The organism is Marinomonas sp., assembly GCF_965225885.1.
In the GTDB taxonomy this organism is placed as follows: domain Bacteria; phylum Pseudomonadota; class Gammaproteobacteria; order Pseudomonadales; family Marinomonadaceae; genus Marinomonas.
In genome coordinates, this window is record NZ_OZ245329.1 from 2,337,915 (window position 1) to 2,361,387 (window position 23,473).

Annotated in this window: 22 protein-coding genes; 15 read left to right on the forward strand and 7 right to left on the reverse strand. The window is 41.9% G+C overall.

Going from position 1 to position 23,473, the window contains the following annotated elements:
* Positions 1-6: 6 nt before the first annotated feature.
* Complete coding sequence (locus ACO05V_RS11025; RefSeq protein ID WP_421851022.1) at positions 7-1,536, reverse strand: ABC transporter substrate-binding protein; 1,530 nt, start codon at positions 1,534-1,536, stop codon at positions 7-9.
* A gap of 230 nt (positions 1,537-1,766) precedes the next feature.
* Here ACO05V_RS11025 and ACO05V_RS11030 point away from each other — a divergent pair, with 230 nt between their 5' ends.
* The 6 genes from ACO05V_RS11030 to ACO05V_RS11055 all read left to right on the forward strand — a co-directional run bounded on the left by ACO05V_RS11030 (position 1,767) and on the right by ACO05V_RS11055 (position 8,400).
* The gene (locus tag ACO05V_RS11030) at positions 1,767-2,366 is read left to right on the forward strand and encodes an ACP phosphodiesterase (protein ID WP_421851025.1); all 600 of its coding nucleotides are present in this window, start codon (positions 1,767-1,769) and stop codon (positions 2,364-2,366) included.
* A gap of 259 nt (positions 2,367-2,625) precedes the next feature.
* Positions 2,626-3,654, forward strand: coding sequence for a ribosome biogenesis GTPase YlqF (gene ylqF / locus ACO05V_RS11035; RefSeq protein ID WP_421851028.1), 1,029 nt, complete (start codon positions 2,626-2,628; stop codon positions 3,652-3,654).
* An 11-nt stretch (positions 3,655-3,665) separates the two neighbouring features.
* A complete protein-coding gene (locus ACO05V_RS11040; protein WP_421851031.1) occupies positions 3,666-4,046 on the forward strand; it encodes a YacL family protein in 381 nt (126 codons plus the stop codon).
* A gap of 88 nt (positions 4,047-4,134) precedes the next feature.
* Positions 4,135-4,734 (forward strand): hypothetical protein, encoded by a 600-nt coding sequence (locus ACO05V_RS11045; RefSeq protein ID WP_421851034.1) that lies wholly within the window; start codon positions 4,135-4,137, stop codon positions 4,732-4,734.
* 199 nt (positions 4,735-4,933) lie between these two features.
* Positions 4,934-7,297 (forward strand): fatty acid cis/trans isomerase, encoded by a 2,364-nt coding sequence (locus ACO05V_RS11050; protein ID WP_421851037.1) that lies wholly within the window; start codon positions 4,934-4,936, stop codon positions 7,295-7,297.
* A 119-nt stretch (positions 7,298-7,416) separates the two neighbouring features.
* Complete coding sequence (locus ACO05V_RS11055; RefSeq protein ID WP_421851040.1) at positions 7,417-8,400, forward strand: LLM class flavin-dependent oxidoreductase; 984 nt, start codon at positions 7,417-7,419, stop codon at positions 8,398-8,400.
* Between the two features lie 67 nt (positions 8,401-8,467).
* Here the strand turns inward: ACO05V_RS11055 and ACO05V_RS11060 are convergent, their stop codons facing one another.
* Both ACO05V_RS11060 and ACO05V_RS11065 read right to left on the reverse strand, forming a co-directional pair.
* A complete protein-coding gene (locus ACO05V_RS11060; protein ID WP_421851043.1) occupies positions 8,468-9,397 on the reverse strand; it encodes a lysophospholipid acyltransferase family protein in 930 nt (309 codons plus the stop codon).
* Positions 9,390-10,100, reverse strand: a complete 711-nt coding sequence (locus ACO05V_RS11065; RefSeq protein WP_421851046.1) for a 3-deoxy-D-manno-octulosonic acid kinase — start codon at positions 10,098-10,100, stop codon at positions 9,390-9,392. The genes ACO05V_RS11060 and ACO05V_RS11065 overlap by 8 nt, the downstream gene beginning before the upstream one ends.
* Positions 10,101-10,207: 107 nt before the next feature.
* On the opposite strand from ACO05V_RS11065, the gene ACO05V_RS11070 reads away from it, so the two are divergent.
* Complete coding sequence (locus tag ACO05V_RS11070; protein WP_421851049.1) at positions 10,208-11,215, forward strand: glycosyltransferase family 9 protein; 1,008 nt, start codon at positions 10,208-10,210, stop codon at positions 11,213-11,215.
* 18 nt (positions 11,216-11,233) lie between these two features.
* Here ACO05V_RS11070 and ACO05V_RS11075 read toward each other — a convergent pair whose 3' ends face one another.
* Positions 11,234-12,196 carry a hypothetical protein gene (locus ACO05V_RS11075; protein WP_421851051.1) on the reverse strand — a complete coding sequence of 321 codons (963 nt, stop codon included), beginning with the start codon at positions 12,194-12,196 and terminating at the stop codon, positions 11,234-11,236.
* Between the two features lie 174 nt (positions 12,197-12,370).
* Between ACO05V_RS11075 and ACO05V_RS11080 the strand changes: the two genes are divergently transcribed.
* From ACO05V_RS11080 to ACO05V_RS11095, 4 genes are all read left to right on the forward strand, one after another.
* A complete protein-coding gene (locus ACO05V_RS11080) occupies positions 12,371-12,916 on the forward strand; it encodes a DUF1285 domain-containing protein (RefSeq protein WP_421851053.1) in 546 nt (181 codons plus the stop codon).
* Between the two features lie 86 nt (positions 12,917-13,002).
* Positions 13,003-14,349, forward strand: coding sequence for a DEAD/DEAH box helicase (locus ACO05V_RS11085; RefSeq protein ID WP_421851056.1), 1,347 nt, complete (start codon positions 13,003-13,005; stop codon positions 14,347-14,349).
* Positions 14,350-14,458: 109 nt separating this feature from the next.
* Positions 14,459-15,355 (forward strand): transcriptional regulator GcvA, encoded by an 897-nt coding sequence (gene gcvA / locus ACO05V_RS11090; protein WP_421856940.1) that lies wholly within the window; start codon positions 14,459-14,461, stop codon positions 15,353-15,355.
* 54 nt (positions 15,356-15,409) lie between these two features.
* Positions 15,410-15,700, forward strand: a complete 291-nt coding sequence (locus ACO05V_RS11095) for a pyrimidine/purine nucleoside phosphorylase (RefSeq protein WP_421851058.1) — start codon at positions 15,410-15,412, stop codon at positions 15,698-15,700.
* A gap of 94 nt (positions 15,701-15,794) precedes the next feature.
* Here ACO05V_RS11095 and ACO05V_RS11100 read toward each other — a convergent pair whose 3' ends face one another.
* Both ACO05V_RS11100 and gloB read right to left on the reverse strand, forming a co-directional pair.
* Positions 15,795-17,450 carry a LysM peptidoglycan-binding domain-containing protein gene (locus ACO05V_RS11100; protein WP_421851061.1) on the reverse strand — a complete coding sequence of 552 codons (1,656 nt, stop codon included), beginning with the start codon at positions 17,448-17,450 and terminating at the stop codon, positions 15,795-15,797.
* A 54-nt stretch (positions 17,451-17,504) separates the two neighbouring features.
* Positions 17,505-18,278, reverse strand: coding sequence for a hydroxyacylglutathione hydrolase (gloB, locus tag ACO05V_RS11105; protein WP_421851064.1), 774 nt, complete (start codon positions 18,276-18,278; stop codon positions 17,505-17,507).
* A gap of 97 nt (positions 18,279-18,375) precedes the next feature.
* Here gloB and ACO05V_RS11110 point away from each other — a divergent pair, with 97 nt between their 5' ends.
* Genes ACO05V_RS11110 through dnaQ form a run of 3 tightly spaced genes read left to right on the forward strand, consistent with a single transcriptional unit; the run spans position 18,376 to position 20,266 of the window.
* Complete coding sequence (locus ACO05V_RS11110; protein ID WP_421851066.1) at positions 18,376-19,116, forward strand: class I SAM-dependent methyltransferase; 741 nt, start codon at positions 18,376-18,378, stop codon at positions 19,114-19,116.
* 11 nt (positions 19,117-19,127) lie between these two features.
* Positions 19,128-19,556, forward strand: a complete 429-nt coding sequence (rnhA, locus tag ACO05V_RS11115) for a ribonuclease HI (protein WP_012069413.1) — start codon at positions 19,128-19,130, stop codon at positions 19,554-19,556.
* Positions 19,553-20,266, forward strand: coding sequence for a DNA polymerase III subunit epsilon (gene dnaQ, locus ACO05V_RS11120; RefSeq protein WP_421851069.1), 714 nt, complete (start codon positions 19,553-19,555; stop codon positions 20,264-20,266). The genes rnhA and dnaQ overlap by 4 nt, the downstream gene beginning before the upstream one ends.
* 101 nt (positions 20,267-20,367) lie before the next feature.
* Here dnaQ and nhaB read toward each other — a convergent pair whose 3' ends face one another.
* On the reverse strand, positions 20,368-21,870 hold the full coding sequence (gene nhaB / locus ACO05V_RS11125) for a sodium/proton antiporter NhaB (protein ID WP_421851072.1): 1,503 nt from the start codon (positions 21,868-21,870) through the stop codon (positions 20,368-20,370).
* 484 nt (positions 21,871-22,354) lie between these two features.
* Between nhaB and sohB the strand changes: the two genes are divergently transcribed.
* Positions 22,355-23,398, forward strand: a complete 1,044-nt coding sequence (sohB, locus tag ACO05V_RS11130; RefSeq protein ID WP_421851075.1) for a protease SohB — start codon at positions 22,355-22,357, stop codon at positions 23,396-23,398.
* Positions 23,399-23,473 lie beyond the last annotated feature (75 nt).

Genomic DNA, 23,473 nt, shown 5'->3' on the forward strand with positions numbered 1-23,473 from the left:
TGATAGTTATTGTTCAATGAAAAGGTCTCCTAAATAAGGGTAGTTTTGACCATTGACAATGTGTTGAATATCGACGTTTGTTTTGGAGGCCCAAATCAGTGATTGCCAATAAAGAGGCACAATGGCAGCGTCGTCATATAAGGTTTGCTCTATGCTTTGTAACAGCTGCGTGCGTTTTTTGATGTTCATTTCCTGATTCGCTAGACGAATTCCATTATTTATTCCAGCATGACAATACTCACTGGCATTATAAGCGCCTAAACCTATTTTTTGATCTGGACAGGCGATAATGTATTCAAATAAGTTGTTGGAATCCATGGTGTCTGATTGCCAACCCAATATCATCATGTCTGCGCTGCGCTTATCAAATTCTTGAAAGTATTGTGCTTTAGGCAGCGTTTTTAGATCGACTGTGATGTTAATTCTCGACAGCATCGCGGCAATGGCTTGAGCGACTTTTTCGTCATTCATATAGCGATTGTTTGGTGCCATCATGCTGATACGAAAACCTTTCTCGTAGCCTGCTTGTTTCATGAGCTCTAAGGCTTGCGTTAAATCGTATTGAGGTTTCAATGAATCAAGGTGGCCTAAAAACGGCTCTGCACTGAGTTGTCCCGCTGGCGTGGCATAACCTTTGAGAATTTTGTCGACGATCAGCGATTGGTTAATGGCTAGATTGATGGCTTTTCTGACTCTGACATCTTGGAATTCTTTACGGCGATTCTGATTCATGTGTAGCAATAAAATACGCGTACAGGGCAAAGTAACCAATTGAATTCTGGAAACCTTTTGAGTACGTTCAATGTCGATAGGTGAAACGGGGAAGATAAAATCCACATCGCCAGACAGAAGCGCGGCCAGTCTAGTTGAATCGGCTCGAATGGGAGTCAGAATAATGGTGTCGACGTTGCCCTTTGAGCTTTTGTCCCAGTAGTTTGGGTTGCGCTTTAGCTCCATTCGGCTGCCAAGGTCTCTACTGACTAATATAAAAGGCCCAGTGCCAGATACATTACGGGAAGCAAAGGTTTCGCCGTATTTAATGATTTGATCTTGATCCTGATAAAAAAGCTTATCCATTGGGAAAACATACGTCATGATGTTTAACAGCAATGGATTTGAATGGCTTGAGTGAACGTCAATTGTGTATTCATCGACTTTTTCGACGGACTCAATGGTATCGAACATGGCTCGAAAATCGGGCGATTTTTTTAATCTTTCGACTGTATAAATGACGTCTTTCGCAGAAAAAGAATTGCCGCTGCTGAAGTGAATGTTTTGTCGTAAGAAAAAACGTACTGTTTTTGGCCCTATTCGTTGCCATCTAGTGGCTAGTCGAGGTTCGAATTCCCCGTTTTTTTTCCAACGTAATAATGGATCAAAAGTGAGGTGTGAAAACTGTAATGTGCTTTCTGACAGCTGTTCATGAGGGTCCAATGAAATAGGATCCGCATCAAATGCTATTTTAACTGTGGTTGCCATGGCATTATTGAATAAAAAAAGAGCTAGGCAGCAAGCTAATATCACCTTGATTTTCATTTCTCTGGTCTCATTTTTAGTTGGGCTGATGGAATGGTTAAAACATCGAAAGACATGAGAGTTGTGTAACCTATTAATGGTTTCTATTTCGTAATATTTTGACTTTTCGGACAGGGAAAGCATTTTTGCAAAAAAAAGAGCAAAAAGACAGCAAGAGTCTGGCTACTGACGCATTTAGATAATAATTGTGTTCTTATTCTTCCTCTGTGAACGAAAAAAATAAGGTAGAGATGAATTATTTTGCACATCTTCACATTGCAGCGATTACAAATACTTCCTGGGTTGGTAATTTACTAGGAGATTTCCCCGTTGACGCAAGTCGATTAGATTCTGATTTGTTGGTTGGCTGGCGACTGCACCAAAAGGTCGATGTGATGGTTGATCAGCACGAGGCAAGTTTGTTATTTCGCTCAATGCCCCGCAAAGGTCGTCGTCGATTTTCGGGCATAGTACAAGACATCGCCATGGATTATTGGTTAATCCAAAACTGGGCGCAATTCAGTGAGGTGCCGCTTGAGGTATTTTGTGAACAAGCTGTCGTTGGATTAGTGAAAGATAAAGAGCGCAGTCCAGAGCGTTTGAAAAACATGATCAACTCATTGGAGTATGAAAACTGGTTATCAAATTTGGGAACATTAGAAGGAGTAGACAGGGCAATTCGTTCAATTATGCGGCGCTGGAAGCATGGTGAGCATTTGCAGAGTTTTGTCGATGATTTGCCAAAGGTGATTGATCAGGCTGAAGCACCATTTTTAGCTTTGTATCCAGATTTATTAGACTTTGTGAAACAAGAAATGAAAAAAGCCGAGGCCACACACAGCCTCGGCTAATGGGCCTTGTTGCTATAATTTACATAGCAGACCCGATCGAGAGAACAACCAGATAAGCGAATGTAGCTTGGTGCAGATTCCTCGCCTTCGTTTATCTGGAATGATGAGTATAGGTATTTTCTACTGAGGCTCCTTGATTTAAGTCAGATTAGAAGAGATCACTGCTATAAAAGGTCTCTAATAGTATTTTCTCTATCTTGTACTAACTTATGGTAGAATCCGCCACCGAAAAAGACTTGGTTAGAATAGGGGAGTTAGGTTGAGCGTTCAGTGGTATCCAGGGCACATGAATAAAGCGCGTCGAGAAATCGAAGAAGTCATGACGCAAGTAGATATCGTCATCGAGGTATTGGATGCCCGTATTCCCGATTCCAGCCAGAACCCCATGCTGAATACTTTGCGTGGAGAAGTGCCTGTTCTGCGTCTGTTGAATAAAAAAGACTTAGCCGACAAAGCTAGACTAGACTTATGGTTAGAGCATTGGCGTGGTAATGAATCCATTTTGGCTCACCCTTTTTCTACGTTAGATAAAGCCGATGTTGCCAGAATAAGCCAGTGGGTGAGCCAGATGGTTCCTCACAGAGGCAGTGCAGAAAAACCAATCAGAGCAATGATCGCAGGTATTCCTAACGTTGGAAAGTCTAGCTTGATGAATGCTTTGTTAGGTCGTCGAGTGGCAAAAGTGGGTGATGAGCCTGCTGTCACTAAGTCGCAGCAAAAATTGAAAGTCACGAATGGTTTTCAGATTCTGGATACACCGGGTATTTTGTGGCCCAAAATTGAAAATCCTGATGCCAGTTATCGCTTGGCTGTGACGGGCGCTGTTCGTGATACGGCGATTGATTACGAAGATGTGGCCTTGGCAGGATTGAAGTTTTTTATTGCCGATTATTTAGAGTCACTTACAACACGCTATAAATTGAAAGAAATCTCGCCAGATCCTTATGAAGTGCTGAAGGTTATTGGCTCTAAGCGAGGCGCGTTGCGAGCCGGTGGTAAAGTCGATATGCACAAAGCGGCAGAAGTATTTTTAAATGATGTGAGAACCGGTGCAATTGGACCTTACGTTATGGAAACACCTGACATGATTGCCCATGAAGAGCGTTTAGTTGAAGAGGCGAAAGCGAAAAAAGAAGCAGAAAGACAAGCACGGTTGGCGGCGGCTGTTCCGCAACGTCAACAAGCAAGTAACCGCGCTTATCGCAATGCTCAATCAACAGATCAAGTGGAATCAATGGAACAAGCTCAAACTATTAAGCAAGATGAGAATATAGATGACAAACAGTGAGGTTCACGGTCATGGATTATGAAATTGCCTTTGATCAGGACGAAAATGTTTACCGTATTTATACAGGATATGAGTTCGCCGCAATTGGTGAATGGGTCTCTGAATACGTACGTGATTTGGAAAGTATTCAGCGAGTGTTAATGGCGGCTCGTTTGGCTGAAACAGAAAAAGAAACTACGGAATTTAAGCATGGTCCTTTTGATGTTATTTTGAGTGAAGAAGGTGTGTCTGTTTCTCGACAAGTTGATCTAGACTCAGCGGAAGAAGAAATAAAAGCGATGTTTGATTCTCAAGAAAGCTTTTATCAAACCTCGACAGATGGTATTCAAGCTGAGTGTGGTTTAGAAGACCTAATTAATATGATCGAAAATTGGCACGAAGTGTTGCAGTAATTCTAAAGTGTTAGGATAGTTGTTCCTTGCGCTGGCTGGGTTTACACTAGCGCTTGTTTTATTTTTTATGTTTTTTTAGGGAGCCGATATGCTCATCGAATTGGAAAAAGCCCGCACTCGAAATAATGTTGTTCGTATATTTCGTGAAGAATTGGATGGGCCAGATGGCTGGACTGACGGTTTTGTTGTGGACGCCAACGAAGAAATGGTTTTGCTCCAATTAGTGGATGACAGTGTTCGTCTTAATGGCTATCAAATTCTCTTTTTAGAGGACATTAGTGACTTTGCTCATCCGGCTCCCTTTAATGATTTCCAGAAAAAAGTATTGGCGCTTCGTGGTGAGGAAGTGGTTGATCCTGAGGTTGAGCTTGACGACTTAGCGGTATTGTTGATTGATATCAGCGAAGAGTTCGGTTTAGTCACGCTTCATCGTGAAGAAATTGAGCCAGATAGTTGTGAGATTGGTCGTGTTGTTCGTGCAGACGCTGTTACCTATGAGTTAGAAGAAATTGGCTCAGATGCACGTTGGTTTGATGATACGTTTGAATACGATTTATACGATATTACTCGTATTGAATTTGGTGGCGCTTATGAAGATGCTCTGCTATTAGCAAACGATGATATGGGCGACGATGCTTATGAGTTATCGGATGATTATCCAGATGACGGAATGGTAGACGACGAATAACGGATAGAGCACCTGCTTATTTTACGCATTCATAAAAAACGCCTTATAGGGCGTTTTTTTATTTATATTAGTGTCTTTGTTGGGTTATTAATTAAGCAAAGATAGAGTTATTTTATAAGTCTGGCTGGCAGTGATCTTGTGACATTATAGGATGAAGTGCTTCGCGAATACGATAAAACGGAAAATGAGGAACCTTTTTATGTCTCGGTGGCTGACCTTTCTTTGTTCGCTGTTGTTGATATCTGGCTGTGCTGCTTATGCAACGCATCAATTTGATGTTGTGTTTGGATCACAAGATACAGCGAATCGAATTAGTGATGTTGGTGAAGAAGACAGTGCGTTTTACAATGAGCAAGTAAAGCCTATTCTAGATAGTCGATGTGTTTCTTGTCACGCTTGTTACGATGCGCCTTGCCAATTGAAGTTCACTGCTTCTGGAGGTATTGAGCGAGGTGGCTCTAAAGAGCTTGTTTATGATGGCACTCGTTTACTGGCCTCTTCTCCAACCCGCTTATTTATTGATGCTAAAAGCACTGATGAGTGGCGCTCAAAAGGTTTTCATCCTGTTTTAAACGAACGAGAGCAGTCTCCCTCGGCCAATTTGCAAGGTAGTTTATTGTATCGAGCCATTGCTTTACGTAAAAAACAGGGCGATTTTACTCAACCTGTTTTGCCAGATAGTTATGATTTTTCACTTGCCCGTGATCAGCAATGTGTCAGCATTGAAGATTATGATCAGTTTGAGCAAGATTTCCCTAGCTGGGGAATGCCATATGGCCTACCCGCTCTAAGTAATGACGAATACGATGTGCTAACTCGGTGGTTGGCCAAAGGTGGCAAGATGCCTGAAGCTAAGCCCTTGCCTAGTAAGCTGCAGCAACAAGTTGCTTTGTGGGAGTCGCGTTTTAATAGCAATGACCTAAAAGGTCAGTTGGTTGCTCGCTATATCTACGAACATCTTTATTTGTATAGTCTTTATTTGGGTGATAGCGGGGTGAGGGATGGCGAAGAATTTCGCTTTCAGCTAGTTCGCTCTAAAACGCCTCCGGGAGAGCCTATTGATCGTATTGCTACACGTCGCCCTTATGACCCGCCAGGTGTTGATCGTGTTTATTATCGCTTATGGGCAGACCCAGAAATAAAAGTGCAAAAAAATCATATTCCTATGCAGTTAGATGAGGTCAGATATAGTCGCTGGCAATCTTATTTTTATGGCGATGATTATCAAGTGACAAGAGACCCGGGTTATGACCCAGAGGTAGCGACCAATCCTTTTAAAGCTTTTCGTGAAATACCGCCATACGCGCGTTATCGCTTTTTATTAGACCATTCGCAAAAGACCATAATGTCATTTATTAAAGGCCCTGTATGTCGTGGTCAAGTTGCGGTTAATGTGATTAATGAGCAATTTTGGGTGTTCTTTATTGATCCTGAAGTGGTTTATAACAAAGGCTCTGCTGACTATTTAGAAGGGCAGGTTCAAGACTTGGATTTACCTGCTATTGGGTCGAGTAATACATTGGCTTTGGCTTCTTGGGTTACTTTTTCAGATCAACAAAAGTCTTATTTATCGGCTAAAGCCAAGTTGATTGAAAGTGAATTAGGCAGCAAGCTTCCCTTGGATTTAAGTCTAATCTGGAACGGTGATGGCAATAATGAAAATGCGGCGTTAACCATCTTTCGGCATTTTGATAATGCCTCCGTCGTTAAAGGCATGGTTGGGCAGCATCCGAAAACCGCTTGGGTGATTGATTATCCTCTATTAGAACGTATTCACTATTTGCTGGTGGCGGGTTTTGATGTTTATGGTAACGTCGGGCATCAATTAGAAACACGTTTATATATGGATTTCTTGCGAATGGAAGGAGAGATGAATTTCTTGCTATTACTTCCGAAAGAAGACAGAGAATCGATTCGACGATATTGGTACCGAGATGCAAATCAGACGATAAAGGATTACATCTTTAATGACTATATTAAAGTAAATCGTCAAACTCAAATTGAGTATGAGACGGATGATCACCAATCTGAGTTGTATGAAAAGCTTCGAGATAGGTTGGCAGGTGTGCTTGATCACAGCTACGACTTGGAACAAAGCAAGCTGACTTCAAATCAGCGTAAGGCCTTGTATAAACTGCAGGCAATCCGTGGCGGCGGATTGGTTTATTTGCCCAATGTAGCGACGGTGTTGGTAACACAGCAAGGTGTGCCGCTGGAAGTCATTAGTTTGATTCACAACAAAGCGCACGCCAATATTTCAAGTTTGTTGGATGAAGAAGCGGCGCGACTACCAGACGAAGATGGCGTCACTTTGGTGAAGGGTGTCTTGGGAGATTATCCTAATGTGCTTATGCAGGTAGAAGAAAGTGAGTTGATCAATTGGGCAGATCAAGTTGGAAGCCTCAAGACAAAAGAAGATTATTCGGCTCTTTTAGACAGCTTTGGCATTCGCAGAACGCATCCTAATTTTTGGTTCGTTAGTGATGCAATAGGGAACTTGAATAAGCAAGATCGACCAAGAGAAAGTGGCATTTTAGATTATAATCGGCTTGAAAATAGATAAGGCAATTATTCTCAAAAAGACATAATGAGCGCTTCTGCATTTAGTGCATGATTGAGTACTTGTAACTCGCATCGATGAGTCTTAAATAGAGGGTATATTAGTTTTATTGGATAAATATTATGGTTCCATTTTCGATACTTGATCTTGCTCCTATTGCCGAAGGTTGTTCGGTGGCGGATTCCTTGGCAATGAGCCGACGCATGGTGATGGCGGCAGAAGAGCTTAATTATGAAAGGTTCTGGCTGGCAGAACATCATGGTATGGCGGGTGTCGCTAGCTCTGCCACTTCTGTTGTGTTGTCGCATCTTGGCGCTGCAACGTCAAAAATTCGTATTGGTTCGGGTGGCGTCATGCTGCCGAATCATTCGCCTTTAGTTATTGCTGAACAGTTTGGGACTTTGGCTGAGCTTTATCCTGGTCGTATTGACTTAGGGTTAGGGCGAGCGCCGGGTACTGATATGCAGACGGCTAGAGCGCTACGACGTAATATGGATGCTTCGGTTGATAGTTATCCAGATGATGTCCTAGAGTTGCAGCGATTGTTAGGTGATGGCGATCAGGGCGTCATGGCTGTTCCGGGTCGTAATACGCACGTGCCCTTATGGATGTTGGGTTCGAGTTTATATAGCTCCCAAGTTGCCGCTGAATTTGGCTTGCCTTATTCCTTTGCTTCTCACTTTTCTCCGGATCAATTGATTCAGGCACTCACTGTTTATCGTCGAAATTTCAAGGCCTCCGAACAGCTTTCTAAACCTCATACAATGGCTGGCGTAATGGCGGTTGTTGCTGATACCGATGAAGAGGCGAAATATTTATTTACTTCTGCTCAGCAACAGTTTGTGAATTTACGTCGTAGCCGAAACCTGCCTTTTGCGAGACCTGTTGATAGCATGGATGGAATTTGGTCACCGAGCGAGAAGCACATGGTTGAACATATGTTGCAATACGCTATCGTAGGTTCAAAAGAATCGGTCGCTTTTCAATTGTCTAGCTTTATTGATATGACTGAGGTAGATGAGTTGATTATTTCTATGCCTATTCATGATTCTGAAGCGCGTTTGAAGTCTCTACGCTTGATGGCTGAAGTTCGAGATAGTCTGTAGTTAAAAATGCAGCTCAATAATAAAACCACTGAAAGTCCGTCCTTCAGTGGTTTTTTCTTTATTGATCTTATTTATCGTATGGAGTTGGATCGTCTGGATTTTCTTGGGTTTTAAAGCGTCTATGAGCCCAAAAGTATTGTTCTTTTTTCGGCTCTATAACGGCTTCCATTAATTCATTTATTCTCGTTGCGTTTTCAACATCGTCTTTACTTGGGTAGTTTTCTACTTCAGTTAAGCTTAGATGATAGCCGTTCTTTGTTCTTCCGTAGTCATACAATACAACTGGTGCGTTGGTCATATTCGCGATGCGTCCAATGTGAGCAATGGTTGCGCATTGGCGACCATAAAAAGGAGCGAAGACCGAGTTTTTTCGACCGTAGTCTTGATCAACCGCATACCATACCGCTTTGTTCTGTTTTAGGGATTTCAAAACTTCTCGCATATTAGTACGTTCAATGGTTTTGGAAAAAATTGCTTGGCGCTGACGTTCCATAACCCAATTCATGACGGGGTTGGTTTGTAATTTATAGATGGGGTGAACATCGATAAAGCGCGGCATTTGTCCTCCGCAAATATCGAGAGAGGAAAAGTGCCCACTAATAAGTATACAGCCGCGTCCTTTAGCTAGCACTCGTTCTATCACATCTTGTCCTTCAAAAGTAACTCTAGACTGAAATTTCTCTTGGCTTTGGAACCAGGATGAAAACGTTTCAATAGTGCCCTTTCCCATGCTTTCAAAGTGAGCTTTGGTAAGCGATTTACGTTCTGTAATGCTCATCTCTGGATAACAGATTTTCAAATTAACATCGCATATATGGCAACGTCTTTTGGCTATGGCATAAAGTGTGCGTCCAAGACATTTTCCTAATCCTTGTTGTAGTGACCAAGGTAAAAAACTTAAACTATAGGCAATCCCCATAGCAAACCAGCTTAACCAGTGTTTTGGTCCTATAAAATTGAGAATGTTTTTGTCTAGTGTCGATATCTTTTTAGCCACAGTAGCCTTCCAGAAAGTTGCGCCATTGCGCATCAGAGATATTGAATTGAGTGTATAGGTTGGACTCCTTGTCCAGCGACCGCTTTAATCGGTCAATGTTTGCTTGTTTCCATTTCTCATCCTGAGGTCTTTGTTCGCATTTATCAAAATCAATAAGCCAAACCTTGTTGGCTTGATCGATCATAATGTTATGACAATTTAAGTCTGAATGATAAATACCTTCACTGTGGAAGCGTTTAACGACTGCTCCAATTTCTTGCCAGTCTAAAGATTGGCTGTTTCCAGTTTTAATGATATCAAAAAGGTCTTTTGCGTTTTCTATTGTTTGGGTTAGTAACTCGCCTCGATAAAAGCCTTTTTCGCGAACATATATACCGCCGATTGGGCGAGGAACGGGCAAGCCTATTGAATGCATATATTCTAATAAACTCAGTTCAAGCCAAGGTCGTGTTTTTTCTAACCCAGTAAATAGGAATCGGTTTTTATTGAATTTTGCTATAAGCCCACCTCGACGATAGCGTCGTATGACAAACCTGCCAAATTGGCTATTAATAAACCAAACTTCACCTCGTCCGTTTCCCGTTCCAGACAGAGCATCTTGTGACTGCCAAAATTTGGGGTCAAACCATGATGACGATATGGGCAAGGTATGATCGCTTCTTAACAATATTGTATTAGGCGATATTTTGATGGTTTGTGGCATGGTGCTCGCTTTATCAAGATGTTCTTTGTGATGTCTATAAATTTGGACACATTTAAGGTTGAGTATTCTATAATACTTGCCAAGTTTAAGCAGCCCTAGAGGAAGACATGCAACAAGAGAATATTCAACAAATAGCTGTGGTTAGGTTGTCAGCGTTAGGCGATGTATGTCATGCAGTGGCCGTAGTGCAGGCAATGATGAAAGTTTACCCAACAGCTAAAATAACTTGGATTACTTCTCCATTAGAGGCGAGGTTAGTTCGCTTGTTAGAGGGTGTTGATGTTGTTGAATACGACAAGAAGACTGGTTTTTCAGGTATGTTTGAGCTTAGGGCGAAGCTTAAATATGTAACTTTTGATGCTTTGCTGCATTTGCAATGGTCGTCGCGGTCTAGTGTTTTGACTAGAATGCTTAAAGTTAACCGACGTATTGGCTTTTCTTTGTCTCGATCTCGTGAAAAACAACATTGGTTTGTGAATGAACTTGCTCCTGAGCCTCTTGGGGATCATGTATTGGACTCTTTTTTGTCTGTAGCCAGTGTTTTAGGTGTTACTGAAGTCGCTTTTCCATGTCAATTAACCTTGCCTGAAATCGATTTTAATCTACCAAACTCTTATGTTGTTGTTAATCCTTGTGGTTCTAAAATTGAAAAAAATTGGACATTAGAGGGCAATAGAGCGGTTGTAAAACGTATTTTAGAAAAAGGTTGCACGCCTGTTTTAACCGGTGGCCCATCTGAGTTGGAGATCAATTTTTCCCAGAATATTGAGGCGGGGATGGATGGTGTTGTTAATTTAGTGGGGAAAACTTCAGTAGAGGCAATGTGTACTTTGATAAAAGGCGCCTTGCTGGTTGTTAGTCCGGATACTGGTCCAGCGCACATTGCGACTTTGGTCGGGACGCCTGTTTTAGGTTTGTATGCGCTTTCCAATCCGAGGCGTACTGGGCCTTATAAAGATATAAAAAATGTGGTGAGTGTTTATGAGGAACTTGCTGAAAAGGAATATAAAAAGCCAGTAAGTGAGTTGCCTTGGGCCACGACTGTGCATGACCCTAAGGCCATGCAGCATATTCGTGTTGAGCGAGTTTTAGCTATGTTAGATACGCTTATTTAATAAGGCTAGTTAGAAGGATTATTTGTTAGAAAGAGACTGCTCAGCGAGTCTAAGATCTAGTGTTGCCTTTAGTAGCTTGTAAAGCTGGATAGAGGCGTCAATTTCTTCCTTTCTATTGGTTAGGCTTTCGATGTTTAAACCAAGTGGAACGCCAAGTGGTAGAGCGGTTTCAATGATTTGTTCTAACGCATTACGGCAAATCTTAATAGACTCTTCTAGTGGTGCTTGAGCATCTAAAATGCGGTGCTTAGTAGCGTCTGGTACGGAAATTCCTAACCACTCCATGAACTCTAGTGTTTTTGCACTGCCACATGGAGTGAAAGTCAAAATGATGCGCTTAGGCGCTTCGCCCTTTTCTTTACAAGTTCTCGCGTAGCGGCTGATTAGATCTGCTGTCGCTTGGTGGTTATAGACGGCTTGTGAAATAAAGAACTCGCAACCTGATTCTGATTTTTTCAACAGACGTAAATGCTCGTCGCCTTTTTTCGCATGACGTTCTGCAATGGTAACGCCACCAAGGTTAAATTCATGAGGTGACGCTTTTAGTGTTTCGTAAGCTTGCGGCAGTGGCAGTTTGATATCGCCATTTGAAGAAGGCGAGCCAACTAATACTAAATCACGAATGCCGTATTGTTCCCATGCTTCAGTTAACCAGCCTGAAAATTCTTCTGAGCTACGAGATGAGACAGACTTGTAGGTAATGACAGGCTTGCCTGATTGCTGGTGAAGGCGTTTTGACCAAGCTCGTGGGTCGTGAGTTTCCATAAAAGGAAAAGGGCGTGGCTTGTCAATTCGGCTAGTTTCGTCTTGAATGTCATAAACGATTAGCCCATCGACGTCGATATTATCAAGGCGCTCAAGTAGCTTTTGGCTTACTTGTTTTAGTTGCTCTTCTTCAAGAGAAGACTTGGGTGGCGTTGTACCAATGAAGTAAACGCCTCGACTAGGGTCTTGAAACTTTTTTGCTAATTCCGATTTCATAATGTCACACTCTAATTAGACGAGGCAGGTAATATTGTACAAAGGTTTCGATCTGCGTCTCGTGATGTTTGTCTGTTGGGGGTATTCTAACAGTGAAATGAATTCAAGGCTTTGCTTGGAAGTTGAATAATATTGTTGATGAAGTGAGGCGCGCTAATCTTATAGAGAGGGATTATGTCAAATATAGAATTAAAAGGTCTTTCTGAGGTAGCGACTTCTAGCTTGCCACCTGTTCATAATTGGAAACCGCCTTTTTGCGGTGACATGGATATGGTGATTAAAGCGAACGGCGAATGGTTTCATGAAGGCAGCAAGATTAAGCGTTCTGCCATGGTAACTATGTTCAGCCGAATATTATGGTTTGAAGGTGGCGAGTATTTCTTGGTAACACCTGTCGAAAAGGTTCGAATTCAAGTAGAAGATGCGCCTTTTCTTGTTACGCGTTGGCAATGGATAGAAACAGAACGCGGAAAATCTATTGAGTTCATAACCCAAACTGACGACGTGCTGGTGCTTGGTGTTGATTGTGATCTTTGGATGGAACTATTCAATAAAGAGGAACGCCCTTATGTATCTATGCGCTATGGTATGAAGGCTTTGGTAGGGCGAAATGTGTTTTATGGTATTGCTGAAAGCCTTGAGCAGGTTGAGACACCGAAAGGTGCTGGTATGGGCATAATAAGTGCCGGTAAAAGCTATCTTTTAATGCAAGATGCATAACGAATTTGAGCCTGTCTAGGTTATAATGCGCGCATTAGACGTGACGCTTTGTTTGCGTAGTATTTTAGTTTTGAAGGGGTGTTTGTTTGTTATTCGAAGAATTTGGTTTTGATAATCGCATTTTAAAGTCCATTGCCCATTTGGGGTTTGATGAGGCAACTGAGATTCAAGCTCGTGCTATTCCAGAAGCGATGGCTGGCAGAGACTTGTTAGCGTCGTCAAAAACAGGTTCAGGAAAAACACTTGCCTATCTTTTGCCTGCCTTGCATCGAGTTTATAAGAAAAAAGCCTTGTCTAAACGTGATCCACGAGTGGTTATTCTGGTACCAACTCGTGAGTTGGCAAAGCAAGTTTTTGGTCAACTGCGTCTTTTGCTAGCCGCGAGTCGTTTTACCTCAATTCTTATTCAAGGTGGGGAAAACTTTAACGATCAGCATAAGTCTTTGCAAAAAGACCCACATTTTATTGTGGCAACACCCGGTCGTTTGGTTGATCACTTAAAGCAGCGCCATGTTTTTCTGGAAGGGCTTGAACTGCTTATTTTAGATGAAGCTGACCGCATGTTGGATTTAGGCTTCGCTGATGCAATGCGAGCTATCAACGCGGCAGCGAGCCATCGTCAACGTCAAACTTTGTTCTTTTCTGCTACTTTAGATAACACTGAAGTGAGTGAGATTGCTGGGGAGTTATTGCGAGAGCCTTCCCGTGTTGCTATCGGGCAAGGCTTTGATGAACACACTGACATATCTCAGCATGTTTTGCTTTGTGATCATCTGGATCATAAGGAAGCCTTACTGAAACACTTATTGATGGGGCAAACCATTAAACAAGCGATTGTCTTTACGGCAACCAAAAGTGATACGGTGCGTTTATCTGAGATCATTGTCGGCTGGGGGTTAAGCACTCAAGCTTTGAACGGTAACTTGTCTCAAAGCGCTCGTAATAAGACTATGGAAAGCTTCGCAAAAGGACAGTTTGATGTATTGGTAAGTACCGATGTTGCTTCTCGCGGTTTGGACATTGCCAGTGTCTCTCATGTTTTTAACTTTGATTTGCCAAAGCAAGCTGAAGAGTTTGTGCACAGAACGGGTCGTACTGGTCGTGCGGGTTTTAAAGGTGATGCTTATTCTTTGGTGGGCCCAAAAGATTGGGTGAATTTCAAAGCGATAGAAGTTTTTTTGCAGAAGACGTTTGCCACAGAGTCGATTGAGGGTCTTGAGGCAAAATTTAAAGGTTTGCTTCCACCTAAGCCTGCTCGCCAAGAAACGAAAAAAGACAGCACCAAAGCACCAACCAAAGCACCTAAGAAAACGAATAAAAAGCCAGCAGGAAAAGCACGCTTCCACGATAATCAACAAGATGGTTTTGATGCGTTTAAATTGCCACCTAAGCGTTTTGCGGTGCCAGACAACATTGGCGATGAAGAAGAGTAGACTTTGTTGTTTTTTTGTTAATTTACCCAGAGAGTTAGATTTTATTAATTGACAGGTGAGTTGTATTCACGCTATTGATTAATCTTCCTTATCTATTGGAGATGAGCTTATTAATCGTTTACCCCCATTAAATTCATTAAAGTGTTTTGAATCTGCCGCTCGTCATGGCAGTTTCAACAAAGCAGCCAAGGAATTGTCTGTAACACCTTCTGCAATTAGTCATCAAATCAAAGGTCTGGAAAGTTTTCTAGACCTTGAACTATTTCGTCGAACTAAACGTAAAGTGATTTTAACGGAAGCTGGGGAGTCCTACTTAAAGCCAATAAAAAGCATTTTTGAGCAGTTGGAAAACGCCACAGCAGAGCTTAAAAGTAAGCAGAAGTCGGGATCGCTTCGGTTGGCCGTCGCGCCGGCTTTCCTTACTCGTTGGTTAATGCCAAGAATGGAGCGTTTTCAGCAGCAATACCCAGATATTGAAATTGAGATAAGCTCTTCGATAGGGCTCATTGATTTTTCAGCTGGTGATATCGATATGGCTGTGTATTTTGGCTACGGTGACTGGGATGATGTGGAGTCGCACTTTCTAACTCCGGCCAAGCTATCTCCCGTTTGTAACCCAAAGCTGATTCGTCCAGATCAACCAATTAATACGCCAGAAGATATGCGTTTTTATCCTTTACTTCATGTAACAAAGCGCAAAGATGAGTGGCATGATTGGCTTAAGCAAAACGGTCTGGATCCGAAAGTTTTTCGTCGTGGTTTGATGTTCTCTAGTGGCTCGCTGACAGCAGGAGCTGCCGCTCAAGGCTTGGGTATTTCTTTGTCTAATGTGGATCTGGTTATGCCTGAAATTGCGGCAGGTACGCTAAAAGTGCTGTTTGATCAGCCTTTGGTCACAGCGCGATCTTTTTACTTGGTTTACGAAAAACGCCGCTCTGTAACTTCTGCCATGTCTGCCTTTAAAGAATGGATAATTGAAGAAATGGTTGGCAACAATAATACGTAAATGTATTTTTAACGCGGATAAAACAGATTTTTAAACGTAAATGAGAGCTTGTCTATGAGTACAGCGTTAACGGTAAATAGCTATTTTAATGATCAAGTAAAGTCCGTTGCATTGAATAATGCGGAAGGAGCGTCAACGGTTGGTGTTATGGCGGTTGGTGAATACGAGTTTGGTACGAGTCAGCGAGAATATATGACAGTGGTGTCAGGCGCCTTGACTGTTAAATTGCCTACAGAAAGTGATTGGAAGACGTTCGTTAAAGGTGATAATTTCATTGTTGAAGCGAATCAGACCTTCCAATTGAAAGTGGCTGAAATGACTGCTTATCTTTGTCGTTACGAGTGATACTTTAATATTAGAATTATGATATGCGAGTTACAAAAAAGGGCTGAAATTCAGCCCTTTTTTGTTGGATCTTAAATTAATAGAATGGACTTACTTATCCGCCAACGACATTAACAAGTAGAGTGACTTTATCGCCGGGTTGAACGTATTTTTTACTGCCAACCTTTGGATTCCAATCTCGAATATCATTTATTGATACTTTGAATTTGTTGGCAACTACAGCTAAAGATTCGCCAGAGCGAATGGTGTAAATCACCTTTTTCATCACGCTTCGTGTGCTGTTTTCTGACTGCTTAGGTTCTAACCACACAACCAATTTCTTTCCTGGAAGAAGTGGATCTGCTAGCCCCATATTGTTCCATCGAGCCAATGTCTTGCTGTCGGTGCCGTATTTGTTTGAAATTAGCCATAAACTGTCACCAGAATTAACTGTATAGTTTATTTTTATGCGATTACGGTTTGGTGCATGAGATTGCTTGGCCAATAAGCGTTGATGGGAGCTTAGCGTATAGCTTTCTATGTCATTACCGGCAACAGGAATCATCAGTTCTTGTCCAACACGAATCATCGTTGAGGATATTTTATTTACATTTTGCAAGACATTAACTGTGGTGTTGTGTTGTTTCGCAACGAGAAGTAAGTTGTCGCCCGCTTTTACAGTGTAGCGGACCCACGTGACTCGTTCTTTACTCGGTATTTCTGCCAGTTTGGTTCTAAATTGTTTTGCTTTAGAAACTGGCATTAGTAATCTGTGTGGTCCATCTGGAGAAGTTGCCCACTGATTAAACCCAGGGTTTAGCAGATAGACTTCATCAATGCTTACATCCGCCATTTCTGCTGCTTGAGCTAAATCGAGTTGCCCGCCGATGTTGACGACATCAAAGTACGGTTTATTGGGAATGAAGTAAGTTGAATAATTATATTTCTCTGGGTTTTTAATGATTTTCGCTAGGGCGATCAGTTTTGGAACATAAGCGCGTGTCTCTCTAGGAAGATCAAGAGACCAAAAATCCGTGGGTTTGCCCGCTTTTTTGTTTTTTCTAATGGCTCTTAATACTGTGCCTTCACCAGAGTTATATGAGGCAAGGGCATGTAACCAATCACCATCGAACATTTTATGCAATCGAGTTAAGTAAGCAATGGCTGCTTGAGTTGAGCCAATAATGTCTCGGCGACCGTCATACCACCATGTTTGGTCTAGCCCATACATTTGACCGGTTGAGGGGATAAACTGCCAAGGGCCAGAGGCACGGCCGTGACTGTACCCAAAAGGATCAAAGCCACTTTCGACGATAGGTAATAAAGCTATTTCGGTTGGAATACCTGCTTTTTCAAGTTCATCAACAATGTAATAAAGATAGCGTTCACCGCGTTTTGATACTCTGTCTAGATACGAAGGGTGAGAACTAAACCAGCGCAGTTGAGAAGACAGTCTAGGACGATCTATGTCTAGATTTAACTGATATCCTGATCGAATTCTTTGCCAAATGTCTTCTGGCGCTCTTGGTTTTTTGTTTGCAATAACGGGTTCTGCTTTAGCAATTTCTTCGTCTTCAGTGGTTGAAACGACTGGAGGAACGGTGTCAATAAAGCCAAGTTGCTCGGTATCTGCTTCTACGGCATCAGCATCGGCACTCTCTGCAGATTCCAGTAGATCGCTGGAGGTGTTTTTTCGCTCTATTTTAGAGGCTGTTTGGCATGCACTTAGTGCTAGGCTTGCAAGGCAAACCAATAAAAATTTATATATCATGAAGGTCACAAAATTGAGTAAAGTTTCGCCATTTTAAAGGTGTGGTTATAGAGGTCAACTAAAACTATCCTTAGCACGTCTAACTTGACTAAAAGCAGCAATCGGATTTGATGCCGGTTTTTCGTTAAGTTGTTGTGCTGCATGTATTTTAAGGGCCTCAATGTGGCTTCTTAAAAAAGGGTTAGTTTTTTTCTCTAAGCAGAGTTTTGTTGGCAATGTGGGCTTTTCTTCTAAGCGAAGCTGTTGGCTAGCGTTATTACTTTCTATTAGTTCTTTATTGTCAGGTTCTATGGAAAGAGCAAAGCGGTAGTTGGCTAATGTGTATTCGTGTGTGCTGTAAATTAGCGTATCATTGGGCAAGTTTGATATTTTTGCCATGGCTGTTAGCATTTGTTCTGGCGTACCTTCCATTATACGACCGCAGCCACCTTTGAATAATGTGTCACCGCTAAATAGAATGGGAGACTCTTGATCTGAAAAGTAACATAAATGGTCAAGAGTGTGGCCTGGCGTCGCTATGACAGTAAATGTTTTTGAAAAAACTTGGACTCGATCATTTTCATTGACAGGGTGAGTTACCAGCTCTGAGAGGTGTTCAGGCCCATATACGAGGCAGTTTGAGTATTGTTTGAGTTCAGCAACGCCACCCGTGTGATCTTTATGGTGGTGGGTGATTAAAATGCCTACTAAGGTCTTTTTATGTTCGTGACAGTAGTTTAAAACAACATCTGCTTTGCCTGGGTCTACCGCCCAAATACCCGAACTATCTTTATCTTGGATTATCCAGATATAATTGTCTTGGAAGGCGGGAAGCGGAAAGATAGTCATAAGTTGTCTACTTTTAAGAGGTTGTTGTGTTTCATATGACGCGCCAAGAAAAATAATAAAGACACAGTCATACCGTTTTAAATAGAGAATTCATTGTATGTTGGATGATCAATCAAGACAATTTTTTCAAAATTGGTACAAAAGTAACCTAGGCGATAGTCTGTTGCAATTGGAGTTGAACGAGATAGCCTCAGAACTTGATTCCGCAGTAGGTTACTATTTAGTGAGTCAGTCACCTCTTAAGGATTTTTCTCTGAAGAATCACCGTTTACGTGAAAGCGTTCTAATTGCACCTGTTTTAGAATTCGGTGCTCCCAGTAATACTATTGTCGCTAGAGCAAGTGAACTGCCTTTTGAGGCTGATGGTGTCGATGTGCATATTTTTCATCACACCTTGGATATTTCTGCGACACCGCATGATGATCTTAGGGAGGCCGCAAGAACCTTATTACCAAGTGGGAAGCTAGTTATTATCGGTTTTAATCCTTGGAGTCTGTGGGGATTTTGTCGTTTGTTTACTAAAAAAATCAAAGCGCCTTGGTGTGGGCATTTTATTGCCCATCAACGTTTGGAAGACTGGTTGAAAGTGGCTGGCTTAACCTTGGAGTCAAAACGTTTTGTTTATTATGAGCCGCCTCTGCAAAGTGGTAAGTGGCGGTCGCGCTTTGCTTGGGTTGACAGAGTTTTGAGGCCTCTCAAACTGCCTTTTAGTGGTGTGTATGTGATGACAGCAACCAAACAAGTAAGGCGTTTTATTCCATTAAAACCTCGTTGGTCAGGGGCTCGAGTTAGAGTGCCGCCATTAACAAAACCAACAGCAAAAGAGATGAAAGAGTGAAAAAGGTAATAATGTATACAGATGGTGCTTGCAAGGGTAATCCGGGTATCGGTGGTTGGGGAGCTTGGCTTACTTTTGGTGAACATGAAAAGCATCTATGTGGTGGTGAACATGATACCACCAACAATCGAATGGAGCTTATGGGGGCGATAGAAGGGCTTCGAGCCTTGAAAGAAAAATGTTCTGTAACACTTTATACCGATTCCTCTTATGTACAGAAGGGAATTACTGAGTGGTTAGCGGGTTGGAAGCGAAAAGGCTGGATGACAGCTTCTAAGCAGCCTGTTAAAAATAAAGACCTTTGGCAAGCTTTAGATGAGCAGTGTCAGTATCATGAAGTCACTTGGAAATGGGTGAAAGGTCACGCTGGCATAGAAGGTAACGAAATTGCTGACCAATTGGCGAATAAGGGTATCGATGAATTAAGGGCTGCATCATGAGACAAGTAGTGCTCGATACGGAAACAACTGGTATTGACCCAAAACAAGGGCATCGAATTATCGAAATTGGTTGTGTGGAAATGATTGGTCGTAAGCTGACTAAGCGACATTTTCACGTTTACATCAATCCCGATAGGGAGGTGGAAGAAGAGGCCTTCCGCGTTCACGGGATCAGTAACGAATTTCTTGCTGACAAGCCACGTTTTCATGAAATTGCTCAAGAGTTTTTTGATTTTATAAAAGGTGCCGAACTTATCATACACAACGCGCCGTTTGATATTGGCTTTATGGATCATGAATTTGCTCGCATCGGTGGTTATCCAAAAACGGCAGAAGTGTGCGGTGTCTTTGATAGTTTGGTTTATGCTCGTAAAAAGCACCCAGGGCAGAAGAACAATCTAGATATTTTATGTCGACGTTACGGTATTGATAACTCACACCGTGAATTGCACGGCGCTCTTTTAGACTCAGAGATTCTTGCCGACGTTTATCTGTTGATGACAGGCGGCCAAACTAGCCTTGGTTTGGCTAATAATTCTGATTCAGACTCTAAAGAAGAAGGTGGTGTTGAAGAAATTCGTCGACTTTCTCAAAATCGCCCTGCGTTGAAAGTGATTAGAGCGAGTGAGGATGAATTAAAAGTCCATGAAGAACGTTTGGATTTGATTGATAAAAAATCAGGTCAGTCTTTGTGGCGAATTAAGCATTAGCTTAGCAATGTGAATAAGACAAACTCATAAAAGTAATAAGCAAAAAAATGCCCTCCTAGTAGAGGGCTTTTTTATGCGCTTAATTTATATGGTGGCTGCACTCATAATAAGTAAGAGACGCAAAGTCCGCCAACAACGCTCAGTACGACTGTATAAGGCAATGCCATCCAAACCATTTTGCCGTAAGACAATCGTAGCAGAGGTGCAATTGCAGAGGTTAGTAAGAATAGGAAGGCGGCTTGCCCATTTGGTGTTGCTACACTTGGTAGATTTGTACCTGTATTGATGGCAACAGCCAGTGTATTGAAATGCTCGCGGGTAATAGTGCCAGCATCAAGTGCGGCTTTTACTTCACCAATATAAACGGTTGCAACAAATACGTTATCACTGATCGCAGATAAAATACCGTTGGCGATAAAGAACATGATTGGCTGAGAGTGTGTTGGCATATGCAACACAACATCAATAATTGGCTGAAACAGATGTTGCTCATGTATTACGGATACTATGGTGAAAAATACAACTAATAGGGCGGTGAAAGGTAATGCTTCTTCAAAGGCGTGGCCTATTTGATGTTCCTCAGTAATGCCATTAAACGCAGTAAGTAGCACAATGACCATAAGTCCGACCAAGCCTACTTCAGCGACATGAAAAGCCAAAGAAAGAATCAACACAACAGCCACAATGCCTTGAACAACCAGCTGTGCTTTATGTTTGGTGGTGCTTTTTTTAGACTCTTCCGCTTCAAAATTTTTCAGAATGTTGCGTACGTTCTCAGGAAGATGCGCGCCGTAATCAAACCATTTCGTTTTTTCTAGGATAATGACGGTTAATAAGCCGCATGCCAGTACTGGCATGGAAATGGGGGCAACGCGCAGAAAGAACTCAATAAAGTCCCAGCCAGCTACTTTGGCAATGAGCAAGTTTTGTGGCTCGCCAACTAGAGTTGCTACACCACCGAGCGCTGTACCAATGGCACCATGCATAAGTAGGCTGCGAAGGAATGATCGAAATTCAGCCAAATCTTTTTGATTTACTGGAAGGATATTTTCATCGCTACTGTGATTGTGTGAGTTATTGGCTGATTGACCAGAAGCCACTTTGTGATAAACCGAGTAAAATCCAACGCTTACGCTAATTAAGACGGCGGTTACGGTTAATGCATCTAAAAAAGCTGAGAGGATGGCCGCAGTGAAACTAAAAACTAAAGAAATGATTACTTTTGAACGTATTTTAATCAATAACTTGTTAAAGATGAAAAGCAGCATGCCCTGCATAAAGTAAATGCCGGCGACCATAAACATTAGCAATAAAATAACATCGAAGTTTTTAATAACTTCGTGATAAACCCCATCTGACGTTGTTAGTCCTAATAAAACCGCTTCAATGGCAATGAGTCCACCGGGTTGAAGTGGGTAGCATTTAAGCGCCATGGCGAGGGTGAAGATAAATTCAATGATAAGAAGCCAGCCAGTAATGAAAGGCCCTAATGTCACTACGGCAATGGGATTGATGATAAGGAATGCGATCACGGCTTGTTTGTACCAGAGGGGAGATGCCCCAAGGAAATTATTGCCAAGCGCATGTGACAAGGTTGTTTTCATTCATTGCTCCTTTCAGGAAAGCATATAGGGAAGGTACGAACAAGTCCTCTTGCCTCAGCATGTGGATAAAAGCCTGTTATTCGAAGCGAGTACCGAATGTGAATATTGGTTCTATTTTCGAGGTGCTCAACAAAGAATACAGGCTTTTAGACCATGCCCTCGGCAATTGCTCCTGCATTGCCCTAATTACCTACATCCATGTAGGCATACGGGTCTTTCAGAGAAAACGCCACATGTCGTTGCGTCTCTTTGAAAGGTACCTACATTCCTTCAGAGCTGCGCCTTATTTGGCGATTTCTCTGAAAGACTGAGGCTTAGTAGACTTATTCGCACCTTCCATAGGCAAAGTGTTTTTATGTTTTTAAGCTAGTTGATAATAAGGGATAAAGAAAACAGTATCTATAGTGACTAATGAGTAAAAGATATTGCTATTTTTAAAAATAGCCCCACTATCTCAAGAAGTTATGATTATTTAGAGGAATGAATGTTGGAATTTTTAACAGACTACGCGGGTTTTTTATTAAAGTTGGTAAGTGTTGCTTTGGTTATAGGTTTTCTTTTGGTTGCTTTATCTGGCAGTAAGCGCAAATCGCAGCCAGGCAGTCTCTCTGTTACTAAGTTGAATGAAAGCTACGATGCCATGAAGGCCGAACTAGATCATCAATTGTTGGATAAAAAGGTTCTTAAGAATTTAGCAAAAGAAAAAAAGAAAAAAGAAAAATTAGAAAAAAAAGCGTTGAAAAAATCGCCTAAGGAAGCTGAGGAAGTTGCTAAGAAGCGCCTCTATGTTTTGGACTTTGATGGCGATATAAAGGCCTCAGCGGTTGAAACCATGCGCGAAGAAATTACGGCAATTTTAAGTGTGGCTAAACCGCAGGATGAAGTGGTTGTTCGTTTGGAAAGTGGCGGCGGTGTTGTACATGGTTATGGCTTGGCTGCTTCTCAGCTACAGCGTATTCGAGAAGCCAATATTCCATTAACTATCTGTGTAGATAAAGTTGCTGCCAGTGGTGGCTATATGATGGCATGTGTTGCTGATAAAATTATCGCAGCGCCGTTTGCAATTCTTGGTTCGATTGGTGTGGTGGCACAAGTTCCAAACGTACACAGATTGCTTGATAAAAGTTTGATTGATGTTGAGCTTCATACTGCGGGTAAGTATAAGCGCACCTTAACTATGTTGGGTGAAAATACCGATGAAGGTCGAGAAAAATTCAAGCAGGATTTAGAAGATACGCACGGTTTGTTTAAACGCTTTGTTTCTAGCCAGCGTCCGCAATTGGACATTGAAGGCATTGCTACCGGTGATACTTGGTATGGCTCAGAAGCAATAGACAATAAGCTGATTGATGTGGTGATGACCAGTGATGCGTATTTGGTTTCTCATTATGAAAATGCAGAAGTGATACAAGTGACTTATAAGCAGCCAAAAGGCATGGCGGAGCGTCTAGGTTTGTCATTCTTTTCTGCTTTGGAGCACAAAGCGGTATCTTGGGTTGGAAAAATAACACAATCGCGTGGTTATTAATTAATAATTTTGAAAAGTGAGCTTTGACATAAAAAAGAGTGATATGCGCTGCATGTCACTCTTTTTTTTGTTTGT